18 protein-coding genes are annotated in these 21,359 nt (G+C 63.7%); 9 read left to right on the top strand and 9 right to left on the bottom strand.

The window, feature by feature from the left end; all coding sequences use genetic code 11:
• Positions 1–2 precede the first annotated feature (2 nt).
• The 3 genes from aceK to EPN31_RS11385 form a co-directional block, all read right to left on the bottom strand.
• A complete protein-coding gene (gene aceK / locus EPN31_RS11395) occupies positions 3–1,859 on the bottom strand; it encodes a bifunctional isocitrate dehydrogenase kinase/phosphatase (protein WP_291773230.1) in 1,857 nt (618 codons plus the stop codon).
• Between the two features lie 4 nt (positions 1,860–1,863).
• Positions 1,864–3,042, bottom strand: coding sequence for an isovaleryl-CoA dehydrogenase (locus EPN31_RS11390; RefSeq protein WP_291773229.1), 1,179 nt, complete (start codon positions 3,040–3,042; stop codon positions 1,864–1,866).
• A 70-nt stretch (positions 3,043–3,112) separates the two neighbouring features.
• Complete coding sequence (locus EPN31_RS11385; protein ID WP_291773226.1) at positions 3,113–3,532, bottom strand: MerR family DNA-binding transcriptional regulator; 420 nt, start codon at positions 3,530–3,532, stop codon at positions 3,113–3,115.
• Positions 3,533–3,633: 101 nt separating this feature from the next.
• Between EPN31_RS11385 and EPN31_RS11380 the strand changes: the two genes are divergently transcribed.
• The 6 genes from EPN31_RS11380 (at position 3,634) to gnd (ending at position 11,306) form a co-directional block, all read left to right on the top strand.
• Positions 3,634–4,707, top strand: a complete 1,074-nt coding sequence (locus EPN31_RS11380) for an MBL fold metallo-hydrolase (protein ID WP_291773225.1) — start codon at positions 3,634–3,636, stop codon at positions 4,705–4,707.
• 26 nt (positions 4,708–4,733) lie between these two features.
• Positions 4,734–5,954, top strand: coding sequence for a PLP-dependent aspartate aminotransferase family protein (locus EPN31_RS11375; protein ID WP_291773223.1), 1,221 nt, complete (start codon positions 4,734–4,736; stop codon positions 5,952–5,954).
• Between the two features lie 82 nt (positions 5,955–6,036).
• Entirely contained in the window at positions 6,037–6,507 is a 471-nt protein-coding gene (locus EPN31_RS11370; protein WP_291773221.1) for a DUF494 family protein, read from the top strand.
• A 30-nt stretch (positions 6,508–6,537) separates the two neighbouring features.
• Positions 6,538–7,419 (top strand): tRNA glutamyl-Q(34) synthetase GluQRS, encoded by an 882-nt coding sequence (gene gluQRS, locus EPN31_RS11365; protein WP_291773219.1) that lies wholly within the window; start codon positions 6,538–6,540, stop codon positions 7,417–7,419.
• 120 nt (positions 7,420–7,539) lie between these two features.
• Positions 7,540–10,254, top strand: a complete 2,715-nt coding sequence (locus tag EPN31_RS11360) for a DNA topoisomerase III (RefSeq protein WP_291773217.1) — start codon at positions 7,540–7,542, stop codon at positions 10,252–10,254.
• A 17-nt stretch (positions 10,255–10,271) separates the two neighbouring features.
• Positions 10,272–11,306 (top strand): phosphogluconate dehydrogenase (NAD(+)-dependent, decarboxylating), encoded by a 1,035-nt coding sequence (gene gnd / locus EPN31_RS11355; protein ID WP_291773215.1) that lies wholly within the window; start codon positions 10,272–10,274, stop codon positions 11,304–11,306.
• Between the two features lie 56 nt (positions 11,307–11,362).
• Here the strand turns inward: gnd and EPN31_RS11350 are convergent, their stop codons facing one another.
• The 3 genes from EPN31_RS11350 to EPN31_RS11340 are packed head-to-tail and all read right to left on the bottom strand — an operon-like array spanning position 11,363 to position 14,140.
• Positions 11,363–12,640: a TRAP transporter large permease gene (locus EPN31_RS11350; protein WP_291773214.1), complete on the bottom strand. Its 1,278-nt coding sequence runs from the start codon at positions 12,638–12,640 to the stop codon at positions 11,363–11,365.
• Positions 12,641–12,655: 15 nt separating this feature from the next.
• On the bottom strand, positions 12,656–13,141 hold the full coding sequence (locus EPN31_RS11345; protein WP_291773211.1) for a TRAP transporter small permease: 486 nt from the start codon (positions 13,139–13,141) through the stop codon (positions 12,656–12,658).
• An 18-nt stretch (positions 13,142–13,159) separates the two neighbouring features.
• Positions 13,160–14,140: a TRAP transporter substrate-binding protein gene (locus EPN31_RS11340; protein WP_291773209.1), complete on the bottom strand. Its 981-nt coding sequence runs from the start codon at positions 14,138–14,140 to the stop codon at positions 13,160–13,162.
• A gap of 303 nt (positions 14,141–14,443) precedes the next feature.
• Here EPN31_RS11340 and EPN31_RS11335 point away from each other — a divergent pair, with 303 nt between their 5' ends.
• Genes EPN31_RS11335 through thiM form a run of 3 tightly spaced genes read left to right on the top strand, consistent with a single transcriptional unit; the run spans position 14,444 to position 17,574 of the window.
• Positions 14,444–15,892, top strand: coding sequence for an aldehyde dehydrogenase family protein (locus tag EPN31_RS11335; protein WP_291773207.1), 1,449 nt, complete (start codon positions 14,444–14,446; stop codon positions 15,890–15,892).
• An 18-nt stretch (positions 15,893–15,910) separates the two neighbouring features.
• Positions 15,911–16,669, top strand: a complete 759-nt coding sequence (locus EPN31_RS11330) for an SDR family oxidoreductase (protein WP_291773205.1) — start codon at positions 15,911–15,913, stop codon at positions 16,667–16,669.
• A 47-nt stretch (positions 16,670–16,716) separates the two neighbouring features.
• Positions 16,717–17,574 (top strand): hydroxyethylthiazole kinase, encoded by an 858-nt coding sequence (thiM, locus tag EPN31_RS11325; protein ID WP_291773204.1) that lies wholly within the window; start codon positions 16,717–16,719, stop codon positions 17,572–17,574.
• Positions 17,575–17,587: 13 nt separating this feature from the next.
• Here thiM and EPN31_RS11320 read toward each other — a convergent pair whose 3' ends face one another.
• The 3 genes from EPN31_RS11320 to EPN31_RS11310 all read right to left on the bottom strand — a co-directional run bounded on the left by EPN31_RS11320 (position 17,588) and on the right by EPN31_RS11310 (position 21,057).
• A complete protein-coding gene (locus EPN31_RS11320) occupies positions 17,588–18,673 on the bottom strand; it encodes a tartrate dehydrogenase (RefSeq protein WP_291773203.1) in 1,086 nt (361 codons plus the stop codon).
• Positions 18,674–18,817: 144 nt separating this feature from the next.
• Positions 18,818–19,900, bottom strand: a complete 1,083-nt coding sequence (locus EPN31_RS11315) for a tartrate dehydrogenase (protein WP_291773202.1) — start codon at positions 19,898–19,900, stop codon at positions 18,818–18,820.
• Entirely contained in the window at positions 19,897–21,057 is a 1,161-nt protein-coding gene (locus tag EPN31_RS11310; protein ID WP_291773852.1) for a mandelate racemase/muconate lactonizing enzyme family protein, read from the bottom strand. The genes EPN31_RS11315 and EPN31_RS11310 overlap by 4 nt, the downstream gene beginning before the upstream one ends.
• Positions 21,058–21,359: the final 302 nt, after the last annotated feature.

Here is a 21,359-nt window from a genome sequence, read left to right as displayed (position 1 = left end):
TCCTAGTAACGGGGTGTCGCCCCCCGGTCGAAGCGGGACGGGCAAGCCGAATGCAGCCGACGCGCCGGAGGGTAGGGAAAAATGTCTTCAATACGCCCCTGGGCGGCGCGCGCACGGCAATTCTGCCACCATTGTGCCTCCAAAAGGTCGGAATGGTGCTTCAGAAAGGCGGCGCGTACCCTGGGATCACCCAGCAGGAAGCGTGAAAATTCTTCGGGGAACACATCGTTCGCGCCCACCGGATACCAGGGCTCGCTGGCAAGCTCGGCCTCCTCGTTGGGGGCCGGCGGGACGCGGCGGAACTGCATGTCGGCCATGGGCTGGATTTCGTCGTAGTCGTAGAACACGACGCGGCCCAGGCGGGTGACGCCAAAGTTCTTGTACAGCATGTCACCGGGGAAGATGTTGGCCGCCGCCAATTCGCGGATCGCCTGGCCGTATTGCTGGATCGCAGAATCCACGGCGGTGTCCGAGGCACCGGCCAGGAAGATGTTCAGCGGGGTCATGCGCCGCTCGATATAGACATGCTTGAACACGATGAGATCGGTGGACTCCTCCAGCAGACCCGGAACATCCGCACGCAGGCTGGCGAGCAACCGAGCCGAGAAGCGGTCGCGTGGCAAGGCCACCTGCGAGTATTCCCAGGTATCTGCCATGCGCCCGACGCGGTCGTGCTTCTTCACGAGCTGGTATTTGCGCCGCACGGTGGCTTCGTCCATGCCGTCCTTGGCGATGTGTTCGCGGATGAGCTTGAACACATACGGGTAGGACGGCAGGGTGAACACGGTCATGACCATGCCCTGGATCCCGGGCGCCGCATCGAAAGCATCGCTGGAGTGCGACAGATGGTGCAGGAAATCGCGGTAGAAGAGGGTCTTGCCCTGCTTCTGCAGGCCAATGGTGGTATAGATCTCAGCCTTGGGCTTACGGGGGAAGAGCGAAGCCAGGAAATCCACATAGGCGGCGGGGGCCTCCATATCCACCAGGAAGTACGCGCGCGTGAAGCTGAACAGCGTACTGAGATCATCGCTGGTATGAAGCAGCGCATCGAGCTGAATGTGGTTGGAAGGCGTATGCAGCAGCGCCACGGCGAAGGGGTGGATGGCGGTCTGGTTGACGACCCGGCCCACGATGTAGGCGCCCTTGTTGCGGAAGAACAGCGAGCCCAGCACCTGGATCTGGCAGTCTGGCGCCAGGCGCCGGCCCAGCCCCCTGGGCAGCACCCGGCGCAGATGGCGCAAACCCATGCGGGCCATCCGTCGGGCATCCGCCGGGAGATCCTGATAAGGCGCCGCCAGGCCAAAATCGGCCACCATGCGGATCAGACTGGGCATCAGGCCATCGGTGAGCGGATAGTAGGAGCGGTAGGACGGCAGCAGGCTGTCGATGTAATCGGTCGCGACGGCCGGTCGCACGAACAGGAAATCATTGTTGAAGTAGCTGCGATGCAGTATTCGACACGAGACTGAATTGAAGAACGTCTCCGCGCATTCAGGCTGCCGGTGGCTGGCAAGCAGCGCAATGTAGCAAGTCTTGGTGGCCTGCCAGAAATCGATCTGTTCGGCCGTCAGCGCCAAGCCCGGCGCGGTCTGTGCAGGCGCGGTTCCGCGCAGCGCCTGCCCCAGGGCCGTGGCGCATTCCCGAACACGCGTGTCGTAGTATTCGATGCGTTCGCGCGCCAGCTGCTGGATCCCATGCCAGTCAGCCGATTCGAAGAGCGATTTGGCGCGCTGCGCGCTATAGCGGAACAGAGAATAGTGGCGATCAAAGCCCGCGAGAATCATGCGAGCAACAGCTTCGGGCCCGTGCGCACGAGGCACAGCGGGCTCGATGTGCCGCAGGTCGCCGTCCTCACGCATGGGGTCAGGCCGTCTCGGCAAACAATTCGCGGCCGATCAGCATGCGGCGAATTTCACTGGTGCCAGCGCCGATTTCGTAAAGCTTCGCGTCGCGCCACAGGCGCCCGGTGGGGTAGTCATTGATGTAGCCATTGCCGCCCAGGATCTGGATGCCCTCGCCGGCCATCCAGGTCGCCTTTTCAGCGCAATACAGGATGACCCCCGCGCAGTCCTTGCGCACCTGACGCGCATGCTCCGCACCCAGCCGATCCAGATTCTTGCCCACCGTGTAGCAATAGGCGCGGCAGGCCTGCAGCGTGGTGTACAGGTCGGCAAGCTTGCCCTGGATGAGCTGGAACTCGCCAATGGACTGGCCGAACTGCTTCCGCTCGTGGACGTAGGGCACCACCACATCCAGCACCGCCTGCATGATGCCCAACGGCCCCGCAGCCAGGACGGCGCGCTCGTAATCCAGGCCGCTCATCAGGACCTTCACTCCCCCGTTGACCTGGCCCAGCACGTTTTCTTCGGGGACCTCGCAGTCCCGGAAGACCAGCTCGCCCGTATGCGAGCCGCGCATACCCAGCTTGTCGAGTTTTTGGGCTACCGAGAAGCCCGGAAAGCTCTTCTCCACGATGAAGGCGGTGATCCCATGCTGGCGGGCCTGAGGGTCGGTCTTGGCGTACACCACCAGCGTATCGGCGTCCGGCCCGTTCGTGATCCACATCTTGGTGCCGTTGAGTACATAGCGGTCGCCTCGCTTTTCGGCCCGCAGGCGCATGCTGACCACGTCAGACCCCGCCCCTGGCTCGCTCATGGCGAGCGCGCCCACATGATCGCCCGAGATCAACCCCGGCAGGTATTTGCGCTTCTGGGCCTCAGTGCCGTTGCGGTGGATCTGGTTCACGCACAGATTCGAGTGTGCCCCATAGGACAGGGCGATGGACGCGCTGGCGCGGGAGATTTCCTCTACCGCGATCATATGGGCCAAGTACCCCAGGCTGGAGCCGCCGTAGGTCTCGCCCACCGTCACGCCCAACAGCCCCAGGTCGCCGAACTTGCGCCATAGATCCATTGGGAACTGGTCGGTGCGGTCGGTTTCGGCAGCCCGCGGAGCAATCTCTGACTGCGCGAATTCGCGCACGGCGTCGCGCAGCATATCCAGATCAGTGCCGAGGTCGAAATTCAATCCAGGCAGGTCCATAAGTGTCTCCTGAGGGAATCGGTGCGCGATGGCGGAAGAACCTGATTTTCCTATAACGTTTACGTTAACGTCAATCAGGGAAGTCCTGGGGGGCTGTGGACCGGGCGGCCTCGCGGGCGCGCAGCAAGGCCTCACAGTCCGCCTGCTGGCGGCTGATCTCCCGCAGCGTCTCGTCCAGATCGCGGCGCTGCTGCTCCAGCTTCTCGCGGTGACTGGACAGAACCTCGGCATAGTGCCGCAACTGCTTGGTCGAACTGGCGCCGCTGTGATCGTACAGATTGATCAGACTGAGGATTTCGGCAAGCTGCAGCCCGAGCCGCCGCCCTCGCAACGCAAGCTTCAGCCTCGTACGATCACGAGGCGCATAGATGCGCCGGCGCCCTTCACGGGCCGGACTGAGGATGCCTTGGTCTTCGTAGAACCGGATGGTACGGGGCGTGACACCGAACTCTTGTGACAGTTCGGAAATCGTCCAGGTGGTTTGATTCATGGGCATATCCATGCGGGCGAGCGAGTTCAGTTTACGTTAACGTCAGTTGTATTGTCTGACATAATCTGGGTGTCGGGCAAACGTACGGAGTTCGAAACGACATGAATCCCCAGGAACAACAACTGACCTACCTGCTGAATGAAACGCTCCCAGCTGCGGGACAGGCGATCACCGTCGCCGACGGCGTCCGCTGGCTGCGCATGCCGCTGCCGTTCGCGCTGGATCACATCAACCTCTGGTTGCTGCGCGACCAGATCGACGGGCGCGACGGCTGGACCATCGTGGATTGCGGCATCGATCGCCCAGAGGTACGCGAATCCTGGGAAACGGTCTTCGCACAGGCGCTGGACGGGCTGCCGGTGCTGCGCGTGCTGGTCACGCACATGCACCCGGATCACGTCGGGCTGGCGCATTGGCTGTGCGCGCGCTGGCAGGTTCCGCTCTGGATGACCATGACGGACTACGTCCTGGCACGGCTGTGGTGTGGCACCGGCCCGTCCGGTGCGGCCCACGACGACGCTGCATCGAACGAGCCCTCCATCCAGCACTTCGCCCGCCACGGTCTGGTGGATCCCGAGATCCAGGCCCAAATGCGGGCCCGACGCAACTATTACGGCGGCATGGTGCCCGACGCCCCGGCCCAATTCCACCGCATCATGGACGGCGACACGCTGAAGATCGGCGGACACGAATGGCGAGTCATCGTGGGCTACGGCCACGCGCCCGAACACGCTTCCTTCTGGTGCCCGTCACTGGGCGTGCTGATTTCCGGCGACATGGTGCTGCCGCGCATTTCCACCAACGTCAGCGTGTTCGCCCAGGAGCCCGAGGCCAACCCGCTGGCCCTGTACCTGGAATCGCTCAAGCAACTGCGCCCGCTGCCCGAGGACGCGCTGGTACTGCCATCGCACGGCAAGCCCTTTCGCGGACTGCAGGTGCGCGTCACCCAGCAGCTCGATCACCATGCCGAACGTCTGTCCGAGGTCCTGACGGCCTGTGCGCAGCCGCAAAGCGCGCATGACCTGCTGCCCCTGCTGTTTCACCGCAAGCTGGATACCCATCAGCTTTCGTTCGCCATGGGCGAATCCATCGCCCACCTGCACGCCCTATACTTTCAGGGCGCACTGAATCGCCATCTGGGAGCCGATGGCGTCTACCGCTTCCAACGCTCCTGAACACTGCACCCCAGCCACTTTTTGCCATGACATCTTCCGCTTCCGATCACATCGACACCCTGCTGCAACACACCGGCCAGGCACCACTGGACCCGGCCACGGGGTCGGGGCCGGTGGCGCTCCCGTCCTACCGAACCAGCACCGTCCGGTTTGCTTCCATGGACGTGCTGGACCGCGCCCAGGCGGCCAAGCAGCGCGGCGAACGGGTGCCAACCTACGGACGCGTGGGCCTGCAGACCCACGCTGCGCTCGAAGAACTGCTGTGCCAGCTCGAAGGGGGCCAGCGTGCCTTCCTCGCACCTTCGGGGATGGCAGCCATCAGCATGGCGATGCTGGCCTTCCTGAGCCAGGGCGAACACGCGCTGGTCGTGGATTCTGTGTATGGCCCGGTGCGCCATCTGCACAAGACGATCCTGTCGCGCATGGGTATTGCCATGGACTTCGTGGCCCCCGACATCGAACACCTGCAGGCGGCGCTGCGCCCCGAGACCCGCGTGCTGTATCTGGAATCTCCGGGATCGCTGCTGCTGCAGATGCAGGACGTGCCTGCGCTGTCACGCTGGGCACACGATCACGGGCTGACCGTCATCACCGACAACACCTGGGGCTCCGGTTACATCTATCGCCCACTCACGCTGGGCGCCGACGTTTCCGTCATCGCCGCCACCAAATACGTCGGGGGCCACTCCGATCTGATGCTGGGCGCAGCCATTGCCCGCGACCCGGCGCGGATCGCGAGACTGCACGAGACACACTACGCGTTGGGCAGCACCGTCAGTGCCGACGACGCCTGGCTGGCCATCCGCGGTGCCCGAACCCTGGGGCTGCGCATGCGCACCTGCGGGGAGCACGCGCTGGACGTATGTAACTGGCTGGCGCAGCGCCCCGAAGTCTCTCACATCTTTTTCCCCGCCTGGCCACAGGACGCCGGTCACGCCCTGTGGCAGCGGGATGCTACCGGATCCAACGGCTTGCTGTCCGTGTCAGTCGATTTCGACGAACATCAGGTACGCCGGGTGATCGACGCGCTGCGCCTGTTCGGGATCGGATATTCCTGGGGCGGCTATGAAAGTCTGGTGACGCAGGTGGAGCCGGCGGCACTTGCCACCCACAGCTATTGGGCTCAGATTGCGGATGCCCGCATGAAAGCCGGCACCGTCATACGCCTGCATGTCGGACTGGAAGAACCCGGCGACCTGATCGCAGATCTGAAACAGGCGTTCGCGGCGGCAGGTCCCAGGGCTTGAGGCGCACCATGGTCGTACCCATCCGTACCCTGCTGATCGGGCGGATCAAGTACACTGTAGGCGCAATTCTGGATGCGACGCCATGTACGATATCCTGGTCTATCTGTTCGAGAACTACTACACCCCCGAAGCCTGTCCACGCGCCGAGATCCTTGCCAGCAAGCTCGCCGCTGCGGGGTTCGAGCACGAAGACATCGACGACGCGCTCAGTTGGCTGCGCGAGCTGGCCAATACGACCGAACAATGCCTGGTCTTGGCATCCCTGGGTCGGCACACAGAGTCGCACGCACCCCGGATCTACACCGAGCAGGAATACAGCGCGCTGGGAACCGAAGCCATCGGCTTCATCGTATTCCTCGAAAGCTCGGGCGCGCTGCCACCAGCACTGCGTGAGATCCTCATCGGCTGCGCGCAGGCCGCCCACGAGGCGCCGCTCAGCCTGACCGAGATCAAGATCCTGGCGCTCATGGTGCTCTGGAGCCAGGAGGCCGAGGTCGACCACCTGATCTTCGAAGAACTTCTGGCTGATGACGACCCGCGCCTGGCGCACTGACGGGCGCCCTCGCGCCCCGTGATTCCTGCCATGCCTCTTGATGTGTCGCCCCCACGGGGCCGCTACGTCGGGCGTTTCGCACCCAGCCCCAGCGGGCCGCTGCACGCCGGTTCACTGGTGGCAGCTCTGGCCAGCTTCCTGGACGCCCGCGCCCACCACGGCGAGTGGCTGCTGCGCATCGAAGACATCGACACGCCCCGTACCGCCGCTGGCGCGGACGGAATCATCATGGCGCAGCTGGACGCGCTCGGGATGCGCTGGGACCACGCCGCCGTCTGGCAATCCGAACGCCACTCCTTATATGCACAGGCCTTCGCCCGCCTTCAGGCGAAGGGCCGCACCTATGGTTGCACCTGCAGCCGGCGCGATCTCGCCGCCGGCCCCTACCCCGGCACCTGCCGGCCGGACAAAACGACCGGCCGCGCCAGGCATCAGCCCCATGCCGCCGTCCAGCCATCGTGGCGCTTCCGGGTCGAGTCCGGCCGGGAAATCTTTCAGGACCGCTGGCTGGGGCCGCAAAGCCAGGACGTGGCGAACGAGGTGGGCGATTTCATCATCCGCCGCGCAGACGGTCTGTGGGCCTACCAACTCGTGGTGGTCGTCGACGACGCTGCGCAGGGCGTCACGGACGTGGTGCGCGGCGCCGACCTTCTGGATTCCACCGCTCGGCAGCGGCAGCTGGCACGGGCGCTGGGGCTGCCGGCCCCACGCATGATGCACGTCCCGCTGGTGCTGGACGCCGAAGGGCGCAAGCTCTCGAAACAGAACCATGCACCGGCCCTGGATCTGGCGGACCCGCTCGAAGCCCTCCAGGACGCCTGGCAGGCCCTGGGTTTCGCGCCATTTCCTGCACACAGCCGAGATGTTTTTCTAGGTGAAGCCGCCGCCCGCTGGGCGCAGCGCTTCCCCTGATCTGCCATCCCCGACAGGAGGATAGCCGGGTTGGGCAAATGATGGGCCCAGCACCCGTTTGATATATTCGTCGTATGATCCGCGCTATGCGGCTGCACATCCGGCCGCTCCTGGAACTTCATGACTAAAACTCTGATCATTGCCGAAAAGCCGTCGGTTGCACTGGATATCTCCCGCGCCCTGGGGGGGTTCTCCCGCGAGGGGGATTACTTCGAGAGCGACTCGTACGTGCTGTCCTCCAGCGTGGGGCATCTGCTCAGCCTGGTGGCGCCCAATGACCCGGTGCGCGGCAAATGGAGTTTCGCTCAGCTGCCTGTGATTCCACCGCATTTCGAGCTGGGGCCGACCGACAAGCGCTCGGGCGAGCGGCTGAAAATGCTGATCAAGCTGCTCAAGCGCAAGGACGTGGGAGCCGTCATCAACGCCTGCGACGCAGGGCGCGAGGGCGAACTCATCTTCCGCTATATCATTCAGTACGCGGGGGTCAAGAAACCGATCCAGCGCCTCTGGCTGCGGTCCATGACCCAGGCATCCATCCGCGAAGCCTTCCAGAACCTGCGGGACGACGACACCATGAAGCCGCTGGAAGCCGCTGCACGGTCTCGCGCCGAGGCCGACTGGCTGGTCGGCATCAACGGTACCCGCGCAATGACGGCCTTCAACAGCAAGGACGGGGGCTTCTTCAAGACGCCAGTGGGCCGGGTCCAGACGCCCACGCTGGCCATCGTCATGGAGCGTGAAGACCGCATTCGCAGCTTCGTCTCGCGCGACTACTGGGAAGTTCACGCGACCTTCGTGGCCGCTGCGGGCCTCTACGAGGGTCGCTGGTTCGACCCCAAGTTCAAGAAGGACGAGCAGGACCCCGACTCGCGCGACTCGCGTCTCTGGTCGGAAGCCGCCGCCCAGAGCATCGTCACAGCTTGCCGCGACAACCCCGGCACCGTGACCGAGGAATCCAGACCCAGCACGCAGGTCTCCCCGGCCCTTTTTGATCTGACCACGCTGCAGCGCGAGGCCAACTCACGCTTCGGCTTTTCGGCCAAGACCACGCTGTCGCTGGCCCAGACGCTATACGAACGCCACAAGGCGTTCACCTACCCGCGGACAGACTCCCGATACCTGCCGCAAGACTATGTGGACACGGTCAAACAGACCATGCGGGTGCTGGCCGACAGCGAATCGGGCGCTGCCCGCACGGTGAAGCCATTCGCCGCCCGGGTGGTGGAGCAGAGCTGGGTCAAGCCCAACCGGCGCATCTTCGACGATACCAAGATTTCTGACCACTTCGCGATCATCCCCACGCTGCAGGTGCCACGCGAACTATCAGACGCCGAATTCAAGATCTACGAGTTGGTGGCTCGACGCTTCCTGGCGGTCTTCTTTCCGGCAGCGGAGTTCCACATCACTACCCGCATCACGCAGGTCTCGGAGCATTCGTTCAAAACCGAGGGCAAGGTCCTGGTCTCTCCCGGCTGGCTATCCATCTACGGCCGCGAATCCCAGGGCCAGGATGCCTCGCTGGTTCCGGTCGCGGATGGCGAACGGGTGCGCACCGAAGACATCGAAGCACGTGGCCTGGCGACCAAGCCGCCCGCACGGTTCAACGAAGCCACGCTGCTCTCGGCCATGGAAGGCGCCGGCAAACTCGTGGACGACGAGGCGCTGCGCGAGGCCATGTCCGAGCGTGGTCTGGGCACACCAGCCACCCGGGCCGCCATCATCGAAGGCTTGCTGAACGAAGGCTACCTGCGCCGCGAGGGACGCGACCTGATCCCCAGTGCAAAAGCGCGGCAGCTCATGACGCTGCTCTCGGGTCTGGGCGTGAATGAACTCACTTCGCCAGAGCTGACGGGCGAGTGGGAGCATCAGCTGAAGCTCGTCGAGCAGCGCAAGCTGGACCGCGAGTCCTTCATGCGGGAAATCGCGCAGATGACCCAGGTCATCGTCAAGCGGGCCAAGGAATACGAACGCGACACAGTGCCCGGCGACTATGCCACACTGAAGACCCCCTGCCCCAAGTGTGGCGCGGTGGTGAAGGAAAACTACCGCCGATACGCCTGCACGAACTGCGATTTTTCCATTGGCAAGCACCCGGGCGGGCGCACGTTCGAGATTTCCGAAGTCGAAGACCTGCTGAAGCACCGCCAGATCGGGCCGCTCACCGGCTTCATCAGCAAGATGGGACGGCCCTTTGCCGCGCTGCTGCGCATCACGGACGAGTTCAAGCTGGAATTCGACTTCGGCCAGAAGGACGATGAAGACAGTGAAGCCGTGGACTTCTCGGGCCAGACTGCCCTGGGCGCGTGTCCCAAGTGCGGCGGCCGGGTCTTCGAACATGGCATGAATTACGTCTGCGAGCACTCGGTCGGGCCGGGAAAGTCCTGCACCTTCCGTAGCGGCAAGGTCATCCTGCAGCAGGAAATCCCCGCCGCACAAATGACGAAGCTGCTGGAAACCGGCAAGACCGATCTGTTCCAGGGATTCGTCTCCAGCCGCACGAACCGCAAGTTCAAGGCTTACCTGGTACGCCAGAAGGATGGCAAGATCGGCTTCGAATTCGAGGCGCGGGCGCCGAAGGCGGGTGCCGCTGCGAAGGCAGGCAGCGCAAAACCATCGGCTGCCCGGACCTCGACCGCGAAATCAGCCGATGCGCCTGCGGAAACACCTAAGGCGCCCGCCAAGAAGGCCGCTACCAAGACCACGCGCGCCAAGGCGACCGGCAGCGCGAACGGGAAATCAGCCAAGGCGAAGTCGCCCCGCAAAACAGCCGGGAAGGCGGCCGCAAAACCCAGAAAACCAGCGCCCCCCGCCGATGACGACGGCGCGGCATTCTGACGACAGACGGATCGCCGATGAACAGCACCATTTTCACCGGACCGCTGGGCCTGATCGGCCTGGGGCGCATGGGCTGCAACATGATCCTGCGCCTGCAGTCCGCGGGCATCGCCTGCGTCGGCCATGACGCAGACGCGGACGCCGCGGATCGCAGCCATCAACAGGGAATCGCCACGGCAACCCGCATCGCCGACCTGATCGAGAGGTTGCCGAAGCCGCGATCGGTCTGGATGATGGTGCCCAGCGGCGTGGTCGATGCGGTCATGACACAGGTGCTGCCCCTGCTCGAGGCGGGCGACATCCTGATCGATGGGGGCAATTCGCATTACACCGAGGACATTCGCCGCGCACAGGTCGCGGCGGACCTAGGCATCCATTATGTGGATGTGGGGGTGAGCGGCGGGGTCTGGGGGCGTGAGCGCGGCTACTGCCTGATGGTTGGCGGCCCGGCGGATGCATGCCGTCTTCTGGAACCAGTCTTCGCAGCGCTGAGCCCTGGTTTCGAAGCGGCCCCCCGCTCAACCGGGCGCGACGGCGATCCCTCGCCAGCCGAACGGGGCTTTCTGTACTGCGGTGAAAGCGGTGCGGGCCACTTCGTGAAGATGATTCACAACAGCATCGAATACGGGCTGATGGCGGCCTACGCCGAAGGCTTCAACATCCTGCGCCACGCCGGCATGGGTCGCCAGGATCACCAGACAGACGCCGAAACCACACCGCTCGAGCACCCAGAACATCATCAGTACGATCTACCGCTGGCCGACATCGCCGAGCTCTGGCGCCGGGGTAGCGTGATCGGCTCCTGGCTGCTGGACCTGACGGCCACCGAACTGCACCAGGACCCGAATTTGAAGCACTACCAGGGCGCCGTCTCCGACTCCGGCGAAGGCCGCTGGGCGGCCCAGGCCGCCATCGAGCAAGGCGTCCCGGCTCCGGTGCTGACTTCCGCGCTGTTCGCCCGCTTCGGGTCCCGCGACCAGGACCTGTTCGCCAACCAGATGCTGTCGGCCATGCGCCACGCGTTCGGCGGCCACCACGAGAAGAAATCCTGACTGGGTTCCCAGGCCGACCCGGTCAGCACGCGCGCTGATCCCTCGGCCAGAGATGCTCAGCGATACACCAGGTCGCGCAGATACAGCGACAGATCCGGCCAGTATGTGATCACCATCAGGCAGCACAGCACCACGCCCACGAACGGCAGCAGCGGCCGGATGAGCCTCTCGATCGGAACGTTGGCCACCGTGCAGGCGGCAAACAGGTTCACGCCAAAAGGCGGCGTCACCATGCCCAGGGCCAGGTTCACCACCATGATGACGCCAAAATGCGCCGGGTCCACACCGAACTGGGTGGCGACCGGCAGCAGCAACGGGGCCAGCACCACGATGGAGGCGGAGGTCTCGATGAACATGCCGATGATGAACAGCGCCGCGTTCACACCCATCAGGAACGCGAAGCTGCTGTGGAACAGATGGCTGAGCCACTCGCCCAGCGCCATGGGCACGCCTGCGCGGTTCAGCAAGAACCCGAACACGCCAGCGTTGGCGATGATGAACATGATGATGGCGGTGGACACCACCGAACGGTGAAAGGTCCGGCTCAGCGTCCTGGCATCCAGCCGCCGGTAAATGAATCCGCCCACGAACAGCGCATACACCACCGCCACGGCCGACGCCTCGGTGGGCGTGAAGATGCCGCCGTAGATCCCACCCAGGATGATGACGGGCATGAGCAGTGCCCACCACGCCTTTTTGAAGGCCGCCCAGACCGGCAGGCGATTGTCACCGTCGTGAGTGCCATAGCCGTGACTGCGCGCATAGAGCCAAACGTACAGCATCATGGCAATCACAATCAGGATCCCGGGCCCGATCCCCGAGATGAAGACCTCGCCCACCGAGGTGTCCGTGGAAACCGCGAACAGGATCATCGGGATGGACGGCGGGATGATGACACCCAGTTCCGCCGCCGAGGCCTGTAGGGACGCTGCGAACGGTGGCGGATAGCCATGCTTCACCATCGCCGGGATCAGGATGGATCCCACGGCAAACGTCGTGGCCACGCTGGAGCCGGCCACCGCCGCAAAAATCATGCAGGTCAGTACGCAACTGCAGGCCAGGCCGCCCTGCACGCCACCCACCACGCTTTTGGCGAACTCCACCATGCGCTCGGAAATGCCACCCGCCTCCATGAGGTTCCCCGCCAGGATGAAGAATGGCACGGCCACCAGCGGATATTTGTCCATCGCCGCATAGAGCTGCTGCGCGATCACCAGCCACGTCATGTGGCCGTCGGCGCCCACCGCCACCATGGACGCCAGACCGATCGAGACCGCCACCGGCACGGTCAGTCCAAAGAACAGCAGCATGGAGAGGACCATCAACTGCGACATGCGCCAGGCTCCGGATCAGTTGGTTTCGATGTGCGTGTGGCGCGGCCCGGCCCAGTAGGCGAGCGCCCCAAAAAGCGACAAAAGGGCCCCCAAGGGGATGGACACATAGACCCAGGAAATCGACACCGCCAAACTGGGCATCGTCTGGAACCGCACTCGCCAGGTCATGTCCACGCCCACCCAGGTCAGGAAGATCAGGAATCCGCCCACGATCAGCATGACCAGATGCTCCAGGATGCGGGCTTTGTGGGGCTCGAGCAGGTTGTGCAGCAGGTCGACCCCCAGCATGGCGCCCTGGCGAAACGCCAGCGCCACGCCCAGCATCACCGACCAGATCATGGACGCACGCGTCCAGGCCTCGGACCAGGCGGAGGGCGACTCAAAGACGAAGCGCGCCAGGACCTGGTAGAAACCGGCAGCTACGGCGGACCAGAGCAGCGCCTGGGCGACCCAGGACACCGTCCGGAACAATCCGCGATCAATCGAACTCAGGATGGGCATGACATCGCGCCGCACAGATCACTGCGTATTGCGGATGGATTCAACCAGATCCTTCCCGAATTGCTTGTAGTACTGCGGATAGATCGGTTCCACCGCCTTCACGAAGGCCGCGTGGTCCACCGTGTTCACCTGCATGCCGTTTTTCTTCAGCGTCTCCACGCCATCCTTCTCGACCTGATCCACATAGGCGCGCATGGCGACCACCGCCGCATGGGCCGCATCCTTGAATTTTGCCTTGTCCGCGTCGGACAGACCGTCATAGACGGACGGCGACATCATGATGAGTGCGGGTCCGTACACATGCGCCGTGAGCGACAGGTATTTCTGCAGTTGCCAGATCTTCACCGACACCAGCACGGAAAGCGGGTTTTCCTGGCCATCGATGGTGCCTTGCTGCAGGGCGGTCGCCACCTCTGGCCAGGCCATGGGCGTGGCCAGCACACCCAGCTGCCGGAAAGCGGCAATGTGGATGGGGTTCTCGGTGGTGCGGATCTTCAGCCCCTTGATGTCGGCCGGTTCCTTCACGGGCCGCACATTGTTGGTCAGATGGCGGAAACCCTGTTCGCCCCAGGCCAGCGCCACCAGGCCCCGCTTGGGGAACTGCGCCAGCATGTCCTGGCCGATCTTGCCGTCCAGCACCTTGCGCGCATGCGCCAGGTCACGGAACAGGAACGGGATATCGAACACGCCCGTCTGCGGCACGAAATTCAGCGATGCGCCGGTGGAGACAATGGCCATGTCGATGGTGCCCAACTGCAGGCCTTCGATCACTTCGCGCTCGCCGCCCAACTGGCTGTTGGGAAACTGCTGGATCTTGAAGTTGGGGTCGCTGGCCGCCAGCGACTTCGCAAACGCCGCGGCCGCAACGCCATAGTGCGACGTCTCCGATAACGCGTATGCCATCTTCAGCGTCGTCTGCGCCAGCACGGGAGTTACCGCCGCAGTACCCACCAAGGCGGCAGCAGCCAGCCAGCGAATCAATCCCTTTCCCCGTACCATGAAGCGGTCCCCTCGTGGCCTTCGCCGGCCCGTCGATATCACGATCACCCCCCGAATCGACCGGGCGGTCCGAAAAATCCCGAAGTATTCAAACACGATACGCGTGATCCCGCAACGCACCAACCCCCCAAGATGGCCGACAGAGCTGGCTCATAGGGTAATTCCACACTGCAGCACGCGGCGCAGTGCCGATTGACAATCTGGACGCTAAACTAGACGCATACATGCTTGTGCATGCCTCACCACCATGAGCCGCAGAATCTCATCCCGACCAGATTACTTCACCTCCGTCTGAGCCGCCCTATGACTGCGCACCATTTCATCGGCAACGCCAGAGTCCCGGCCCGCGACGGCCGGACCATTCCGGTCATCGACCCTGCCGACGGTCAGCCGTTCGACGAACTGGCGCGAGGATCCGCCGACGACGTGGACCAAGCTGTCCGGGCCGCCCAGGCAGCCATGGGCCCGCACCTGAATGGTCCCTGGGCCACGACCTGTGCACGAGACCGCGGCCGGCTGCTGGCGCGCTGGGGCCACGCGGTGCTGGCACAGGCTGACACGCTGGCTGCACTCGAAGCCCGCGATACGGGCAAGGCGCCAGCCACAGCACGCAATGACGTCGCCGCGCTGGCGCGCTACTTCGAATACTATGCCGGTGCTTGCGACAAGCTGCACGGTGAAACGCTGCCCTACGAATCAGGCTACACGGTACTGACGGTGCGCGAACCGCACGGCGTGACGGGCCACATCATCCCCTGGAACTACCCCATGCAGATTTTCGGGCGCAGCGTGGGGGCGGCACTGGCCGCGGGCAATGCGTGCGTGGTCAAGCCCGCCGAGGATGCCAGCCTGTCCACCCTGCACCTGGCGGAACTGGCCGCCGACATCGGCTTTCCAGCGGGTGCGCTGAACGTGGTCACTGGCTACGGCATCGAGGCCGGCGCAGCGCTGACGGCACACCCCGGGATTGCGCATATTTCCTTTACGGGATCGACCCTCACGGGTCAGCACGTGGCCGAGGCCGCCGCCCGCCGTCACTGCCCGGTCACGCTGGAGCTGGGCGGAAAGTCGCCGCAGATCGTGTTCGAGGATGCGGATCTGGACAAGGCGCTTCCGGTCATCGTGAACGCGATTATCCAGAACAGCGGCCAGACCTGCTCGGCCGGCAGCCGTCTGCTCGTTCAGGAAAGCATCTACGAAACGTTCCTCGCCCGGGTTGCCGAGCGCTTTCGCGACCTGCGGACTGGTCCTCCCTCGCGCCACCCCGACCTGGGTCCCCTGGTCAACCGCAAGCAGTTCGAGCGGGTGCACCAGATGCTGGACGTGGCGCGCGAGGAACACCTGACCGAAGCGGCCCGCGGGCGCATCATGGAGGGCGCGCCGGCCGCCGGCTACTACCAGGAAGCGGTGCTCTTTCGAGACGTGCCGGGTGACAGCGCGCTGGCGCGCCAGGAAATCTTCGGCCCCGTGCTGGTGGCACAGCCCTTCCGCGACGAGGCACACGCGCTGGATCTGGCCAACGACACTGAATATGGACTGGTCGCCGGCGTCTGGACACGCGATGGCGCACGACAGCTTCGGCTCGCCCGCCAGCTTCGCTGCGGCCAGGTCTTCGTGAACAATTATGGTGCTGGCGGCGGGGTCGAATTGCCCTTTGGTGGCGTCAAATCCAGCGGCTACGGCCGTGAAAAAGGTTTCGAGGCTCTACTGGGCTTTACCGTATTGAAGACCGTGTCGATCCACCACGGCTAAGGGACCACAGGAGAAAGCATGCGTCTGCAGAACAAAGTCGCGATCGTGACGGGCGCCGGTTCAGGATTCGGCCGCGGAATCGCCGAGACTTTCGCGCGCGAAGGCGCGCGCATCGTGGTGGGCGACATCAACGAGGCAACTGGACGCGAGACCGTAGCCCAGATCCAGGCGGCGGGCGGCCAGGCGCATTTCGTCGCCGTCGACGTCGCCAGCGCGGCCAGCATGGACCGCCTGCGTGAGCAGGCCTTGGCGCATTATTCCGCACTGCACATCGTGGTCAACAACGCCGGAGCCACGCACCGTAATCGCCCCATGCTCGAAATCACCGAGGCCGAATTCGACCGGATCTATGCCATCAATGTGAAGAGCATTTTCCTGAGCGCCCAGAGCTTCGTGCCGCATTTCCGCCGCCAAGGCGGCGGCGTCTTCGTCAACATCGCCTCCACCGCTGCCATCCGGCCACGCCCGGGCCTGACCTGGTACAACGGCACCAAGGGCGCCGTGGTCACCACCAGCAAATCCATGGCGGCCGAGCTGGGTCCCGACAGAATCCGCGTCAACTGCGTGAATCCCGTGATCGGGGCCACGGGCCTGCTGACGGAGTTCATGGGCCAGCCCGACACCCCCGAAAATCGCGCCAAGTTTGTGGCGGGCATCCCGCTGGGGCGCTTCTCCACTCCCGACGATGTGGCCAACGCATGCCTGTACCTGGCCTCCGACGAGGCCGCATTCATTACCGGCGTATGTCTGGAGGTGGACGGCGGCCGCTGCCTGTAGCGCCGCGCCCCCCCTGTCAACGGGTCAACGCTAACGTAGGAATTATCATGGCACTGGATTTGCCTGCCCTGAATGCGCGGCTGCATGCAGCCGCACCTCTCATTCAAAACATCACCAATACCGTGGTCCAGCAGTTCAGCGCCAACGTGCTGCTGGCTGTGGGCGCCGCCCCCGCCATGCTGGATCACGAAGCCGACGCCGGTCAGTTCGCCCGCCTGGCCAACGGCATTCTGATCAATTTCGGCACTGCCACCAACCAGCAATTGCTGGCCGCCGACGCCGCCATCCGGGTTGCCAACCAGATGGGCAAACCGTGGGTGCTGGACCCGGTCAGCGTGGGGGTGATCGATTTCCGGACTACGCGCATTCAGCAAGCAGCCGAATGCCACCCATCCGTCATTCGCGGCAATGCTTCAGAGATCGCGGCTCTGGCAGGCCAGGGCGCCGGCGGGCGCGGCGTAGACTCGACCGACGAAGTGGATGCCGTGCTGGTCGCCGCGATGAGCCTTGCGCAATCCACTGGTGCCGTGGTGGCGGTTTCGGGCGCGCGCGACGCCATCGTGGAGGTCTCGGACAGCACCGTCCGCTTGGCGCGCGTCGGCGGCGGCCATCCGCTGATGCCGCGCGTCATCGGCACCGGCTGTTCGCTGGGTTCGCTCACGGCCGCTTACCTGGCGGCCCAGCGCGCCCCGGACGGCAGGCGGCTGGCCAGTGACTTCGATGCCACGATTGCAGCCCACGCCCACTTCAAGCTCGCAGGCGAGGCGGCCGGCAAGACGACCAGCGGCCCCGGCAGTTTCGCCGTCGCATTCGTGGATGCGCTCTACGCGCTGCAATCGGCTGATCTGGCGCGGGCCGACGTGCACCTCGAAATCCGCGAAATGCCGGACACCTGCGGGCTTTAGCACCCGCAGCCCTTCAGGCAGCTGCGACTGGCGCCTGTTCGATGAGCGCACACACCGCATCGGTGACCTGTGCCGTCGTGGCCGATCCGCCCAGGTCCCGCGTATGCAGGGCGGGATCCGCCGTCACCGTCTCGATGGCTCGCATCATCCGCCCCGCTGCCTGTATCTCGCCCAGATGTTCGAGCATCATCACGGCTGACCAGAAGGTTCCGATCGGATTGGCCAGGCCCTTGCCCATGATGTCGAAGGCCGAACCATGGATAGGTTCAAACATGGACGGATTGCGGCGTTCGGGGTCGATGTTGCCCGTGGGCGCAATGCCCAGACTGCCGGCCAACGCGGCAGCCAGATCGCTCAGGATGTCCGCGTGCAGATTGGTCGCCACGATGGTATCCAGCGACGCCGGGCGGTTGACCATGCGCGCCGTCGCCGCATCGACCAGTTCCTTGTCCCAGACAACGTCCGGAAATTCCTGCGACACCTGGCGGGCAATCTCGTCCCACAACACCATGGCGTGGCGCTGTGCGTTGCTTTTGGTGACGACCGTCAGATGCTTGCGGGGACGGGACTGCGCCAGCCGGAACGCGAAGCGCATGATGCGCTCGACGCCGACGCGGGTCAGGATCGACAAGTCGGTTGCCACTTCTAGCGGATAACCCTGATGCACCCGTCCCCCGACCCCCGAATATTCGCCCTCGGAATTTTCGCGCACGATCACCCAGTCCAGATCGCCCGGTGCGCAATGGCGCAGCGGCGTCGTGATACCCGGCAAAATACGCGTGGGGCGCACGTTGGCGTACTGATCCAGCCCCTGGCAGATCTTCAGCCGCAGACCCCACAGGGTGACATGGTCGGGCACCCCGGGATCCCCCGCCGAGCCAAACAGGATGGCATCCTTGCCGCGTAGCGCTCCCAGGCCGTCGTCGGGCATCATCACACCGTGCGCCCGATAATAGTCAGCTCCCCAATCGAATCGCTCGAAGTCGAAGGAGAACGCGCGCGTCGCAGCCGCCAGCGCCGCCAGCGCCTGTTGCCCTGCCGGGATGACTTCCTTGCCGATGCCATCTCCCGGAATGGTGGCGATGCGATAGGTCTTCATGGCTGTGTCCTCGAATCTGTTCCAGCAGTCCATTCTGCTCGACTATTCACTTAAAGATCACCGCATTAAGCAAAGTATGATTAACTTTTATTCAAAGGCGCGCCGTGCATGATTCCATGCAGGCGCTGGGCCGTGCCATTCCCGCTACGACGCGATGAAATCGGCGATGGCCTGGCCCATACGCTGCGTGCTGGCCTGTCCGCCCAGATCAGGTGTGCGCGGCCCGCATTCCAGCACATGCTCGATCGCAGCCATGAGCGTGTCATGCGCTGCCTGGCATGCCTTGTCTGTACTACCCAGAAAATCAAGCATCATGGCCGTCGACCAGATCATCCCCACGGGATTTGCAATGTTCTGCCCATAAATGTCGGGTGCCGACCCGTGCACAGGCTCGAACAGCGACGGATACCGCCGCTCTGGGTTGAGGTTGGCCGACGGCGCAATGCCGATCGTGCCTGTGCAGGCCGGGCCGAGATCCGACAGGATGTCACCAAAGAGATTGGAGGCCACCACCACGTCGAACCGCTGTGGTTGCAGGACGAAACGGGCGCAGAGGATGTCGATGTGGTGCTTGTCCCAGGCAACGCCCGGATACTGCGCCGCCATGGCTTGCACACGCTCGTCCCAGTACGGCATGCTGATGGCGATACCATTGGATTTCGTAGCGGCCGTGAGGTGATGCCGGGGCCTGCGGGCGGCCAGCTCGAAGGCAAACTTCAGGACACGATCGACTCCGTGGCGCGAGAACACCGATTCCTGGATGACGATCTCGCGCTCGGTGCCTTCGTAAAGGCGCCCGCCCAGATTCGTATATTCCCCTTCGGTATTTTCTCGCACCACCAGAAAATCGATTTCGCCCGGCTTGCGCCCCGCAAGCGGCGCAGGCACCCCCGTCATCTGACGGACCGGGCGCAAATTGATGTACTGGTCGAACCCCCGGCGGAACTTGAGCAGCGATCCCCATAACGACACATGATCGGGCACGACCGCCGGCCAGCCCACCGCGCCAAACAGAATCGCATCGAATGTCTGCAGCTGCTCGAACCAGTCGTCGGGCAGCATCGCGCCATGCTGCTGCCAGAACTCGGCGCAGGCCCAGTCGAAAGGTTCAAACTGCAGCGACAGCCCATGCCGTTCGCGCAGGGCTTCCAAAACCCGAAGCGCCTCGGGCATGACTTCACGACCAATCCCGTCGCCCGGGATGACTGCAATACGATGTGGTTTCACTTCAGGGCCTGCATTTCAGCGATGAGATCGGATTTGCCCTCAAACCCGATGCCGGGGAGGTCAGGCATGATGATATGCCCATCGATGACGTTCACGCCATCCGGAAAGCCGCCGTAAGGCTGGAAGAGATCGGGATAGGACTCGTTGCCGCCCAGCCCGAGCCCAGCGGCGATATTGAGCGACATTTGATGGCCACCATGGGGAATGCAGCGGCGCCAGGACCAGCCATGACGCTTGACCACGGTTAACGTACGCAGGTATTCCACCAGCCCGTAGCTGAGCGCACAATCGAACTGCAGGTAATCGCGGTCAGGGCGCAGGCCGCCATAGCGTAGAAGGTTGTCGGCGTCCTGATGGCTGAACAGGTTTTCGCCCGTGGCCATGGGCCCCTCGTAGAAGGCTCCCAGAACAGCCTGTAGCCGATAATCCAGCGGGTCGCCCGGCTCTTCGTACCAGAACAGCGGGTACTCGCGCAGCATGGTGGCGTAGCCAATGGCCGTCTGCAGATCGAAGCGGCCGTTGGCGTCCACCGCCAACCGTGCCGCACTGCCAATTTCATTCAGCACGGCTTCGATACGGCGGCGGTCGTCTTCCAGCGATGCCCCGCCGATTTTCATCTTCACGACCGTATAGCCGCGATCCAGATAGCTGCGCATCTCGGCTTTCAGGGCACCCAAATCTTTTCCGGGATAGTAATAGCCCCCTGCGGCGTAGACGAACACGCGCGGATCGGCCTGCACGCTGTGGCGCTGGGCCAGCAAGCGAAACAGCGGCTGCCCCGCGATCTTGGCCACCGCATCCCAAACCGCCATGTCCAGCGTTCCGACCGCAACCGACCGCTCGCCGTGCCCACCGGGCTTCTCATTGGACATCAGGGTACCCCAGATGCGCACGGGATCCAGATTGTCGCCTGCGTCATCCATCAGGGACGCGGGATCGGCCTCCCGTAATCGCGGCGCGAAGCGCTCGCGGATCAGCCCGCCCTGGCCGTAGCGGCCATTGGAGTTGAACCCATAGCCGATCACCGGTTTGCCGTCCCGCATGACGTCGGTTTCCACCGCCACCAGGCTGGTCGTCATCCGGGAGAAGTCGATATAGGCGTTACGAATGGGAGAAGCAATCGGCTTGGTGACCTCTCGCACATCAACGATGCGAATCGGCATGAAGATTCCTTGATTCAGTCAAACAGAAAACCCGTCTGCGGGGGGACTTGCAGAAAAGTTAGGGTAACCCGAGATCCCGCATCAAGATCAGTTCATGAAACCAACGTAAACGCAAAGCACGCTTAACTTTTATTCATAACTAAATAGTAGAGCTGGCGCAGATCGAGGTGCGCGAAATGCTGGACAACTGCGCCCTTTGGTCGGAGCAAAGCTGCCCGATCTCGGCTAAGTGACATATATATTTATATATAGAAGGTGCAAAAATACTATAGAGAACGATATTTCACAGCACCGAA

The organism is Castellaniella sp. (genome assembly GCF_004321985.1).
Taxonomy (GTDB): domain Bacteria; phylum Pseudomonadota; class Gammaproteobacteria; order Burkholderiales; family Burkholderiaceae_B; genus Castellaniella.
The sequence above is the reverse complement of the archived record's forward strand: the minus strand, read 5'-3'. Positions and strand labels throughout refer to the sequence as shown.

What these genes read in the sequence shown, in the direction of transcription:
- aceK (WP_291773230.1), bottom strand. Translation starts at nt 1,859, where the DNA reads ATGCGTGAGGACGGCGACCTGCGGCACATCGAGCCCGCTGTGCCTCGT.
- EPN31_RS11390 (WP_291773229.1), bottom strand. Translation starts at nt 3,042, where the DNA reads ATGGACCTGCCTGGATTGAATTTCGACCTCGGCACTGATCTGGATATG.
- EPN31_RS11385 (WP_291773226.1), bottom strand. Translation starts at nt 3,532, where the DNA reads ATGAATCAAACCACCTGGACGATTTCCGAACTGTCACAAGAGTTCGGT.
- EPN31_RS11380 (WP_291773225.1), top strand. Translation starts at nt 3,634, where the DNA reads ATGAATCCCCAGGAACAACAACTGACCTACCTGCTGAATGAAACGCTC.
- EPN31_RS11375 (WP_291773223.1), top strand. Translation starts at nt 4,734, where the DNA reads ATGACATCTTCCGCTTCCGATCACATCGACACCCTGCTGCAACACACC.
- EPN31_RS11370 (WP_291773221.1), top strand. Translation starts at nt 6,037, where the DNA reads ATGTACGATATCCTGGTCTATCTGTTCGAGAACTACTACACCCCCGAA.
- gluQRS (WP_291773219.1), top strand. Translation starts at nt 6,538, where the DNA reads ATGCCTCTTGATGTGTCGCCCCCACGGGGCCGCTACGTCGGGCGTTTC.
- EPN31_RS11360 (WP_291773217.1), top strand. Translation starts at nt 7,540, where the DNA reads ATGACTAAAACTCTGATCATTGCCGAAAAGCCGTCGGTTGCACTGGAT.
- gnd (WP_291773215.1), top strand. Translation starts at nt 10,272, where the DNA reads ATGAACAGCACCATTTTCACCGGACCGCTGGGCCTGATCGGCCTGGGG.
- EPN31_RS11350 (WP_291773214.1), bottom strand. Translation starts at nt 12,640, where the DNA reads ATGTCGCAGTTGATGGTCCTCTCCATGCTGCTGTTCTTTGGACTGACC.
- EPN31_RS11345 (WP_291773211.1), bottom strand. Translation starts at nt 13,141, where the DNA reads ATGCCCATCCTGAGTTCGATTGATCGCGGATTGTTCCGGACGGTGTCC.
- EPN31_RS11340 (WP_291773209.1), bottom strand. Translation starts at nt 14,140, where the DNA reads ATGGTACGGGGAAAGGGATTGATTCGCTGGCTGGCTGCTGCCGCCTTG.
- EPN31_RS11335 (WP_291773207.1), top strand. Translation starts at nt 14,444, where the DNA reads ATGACTGCGCACCATTTCATCGGCAACGCCAGAGTCCCGGCCCGCGAC.
- EPN31_RS11330 (WP_291773205.1), top strand. Translation starts at nt 15,911, where the DNA reads ATGCGTCTGCAGAACAAAGTCGCGATCGTGACGGGCGCCGGTTCAGGA.
- thiM (WP_291773204.1), top strand. Translation starts at nt 16,717, where the DNA reads ATGGCACTGGATTTGCCTGCCCTGAATGCGCGGCTGCATGCAGCCGCA.
- EPN31_RS11320 (WP_291773203.1), bottom strand. Translation starts at nt 18,673, where the DNA reads ATGAAGACCTATCGCATCGCCACCATTCCGGGAGATGGCATCGGCAAG.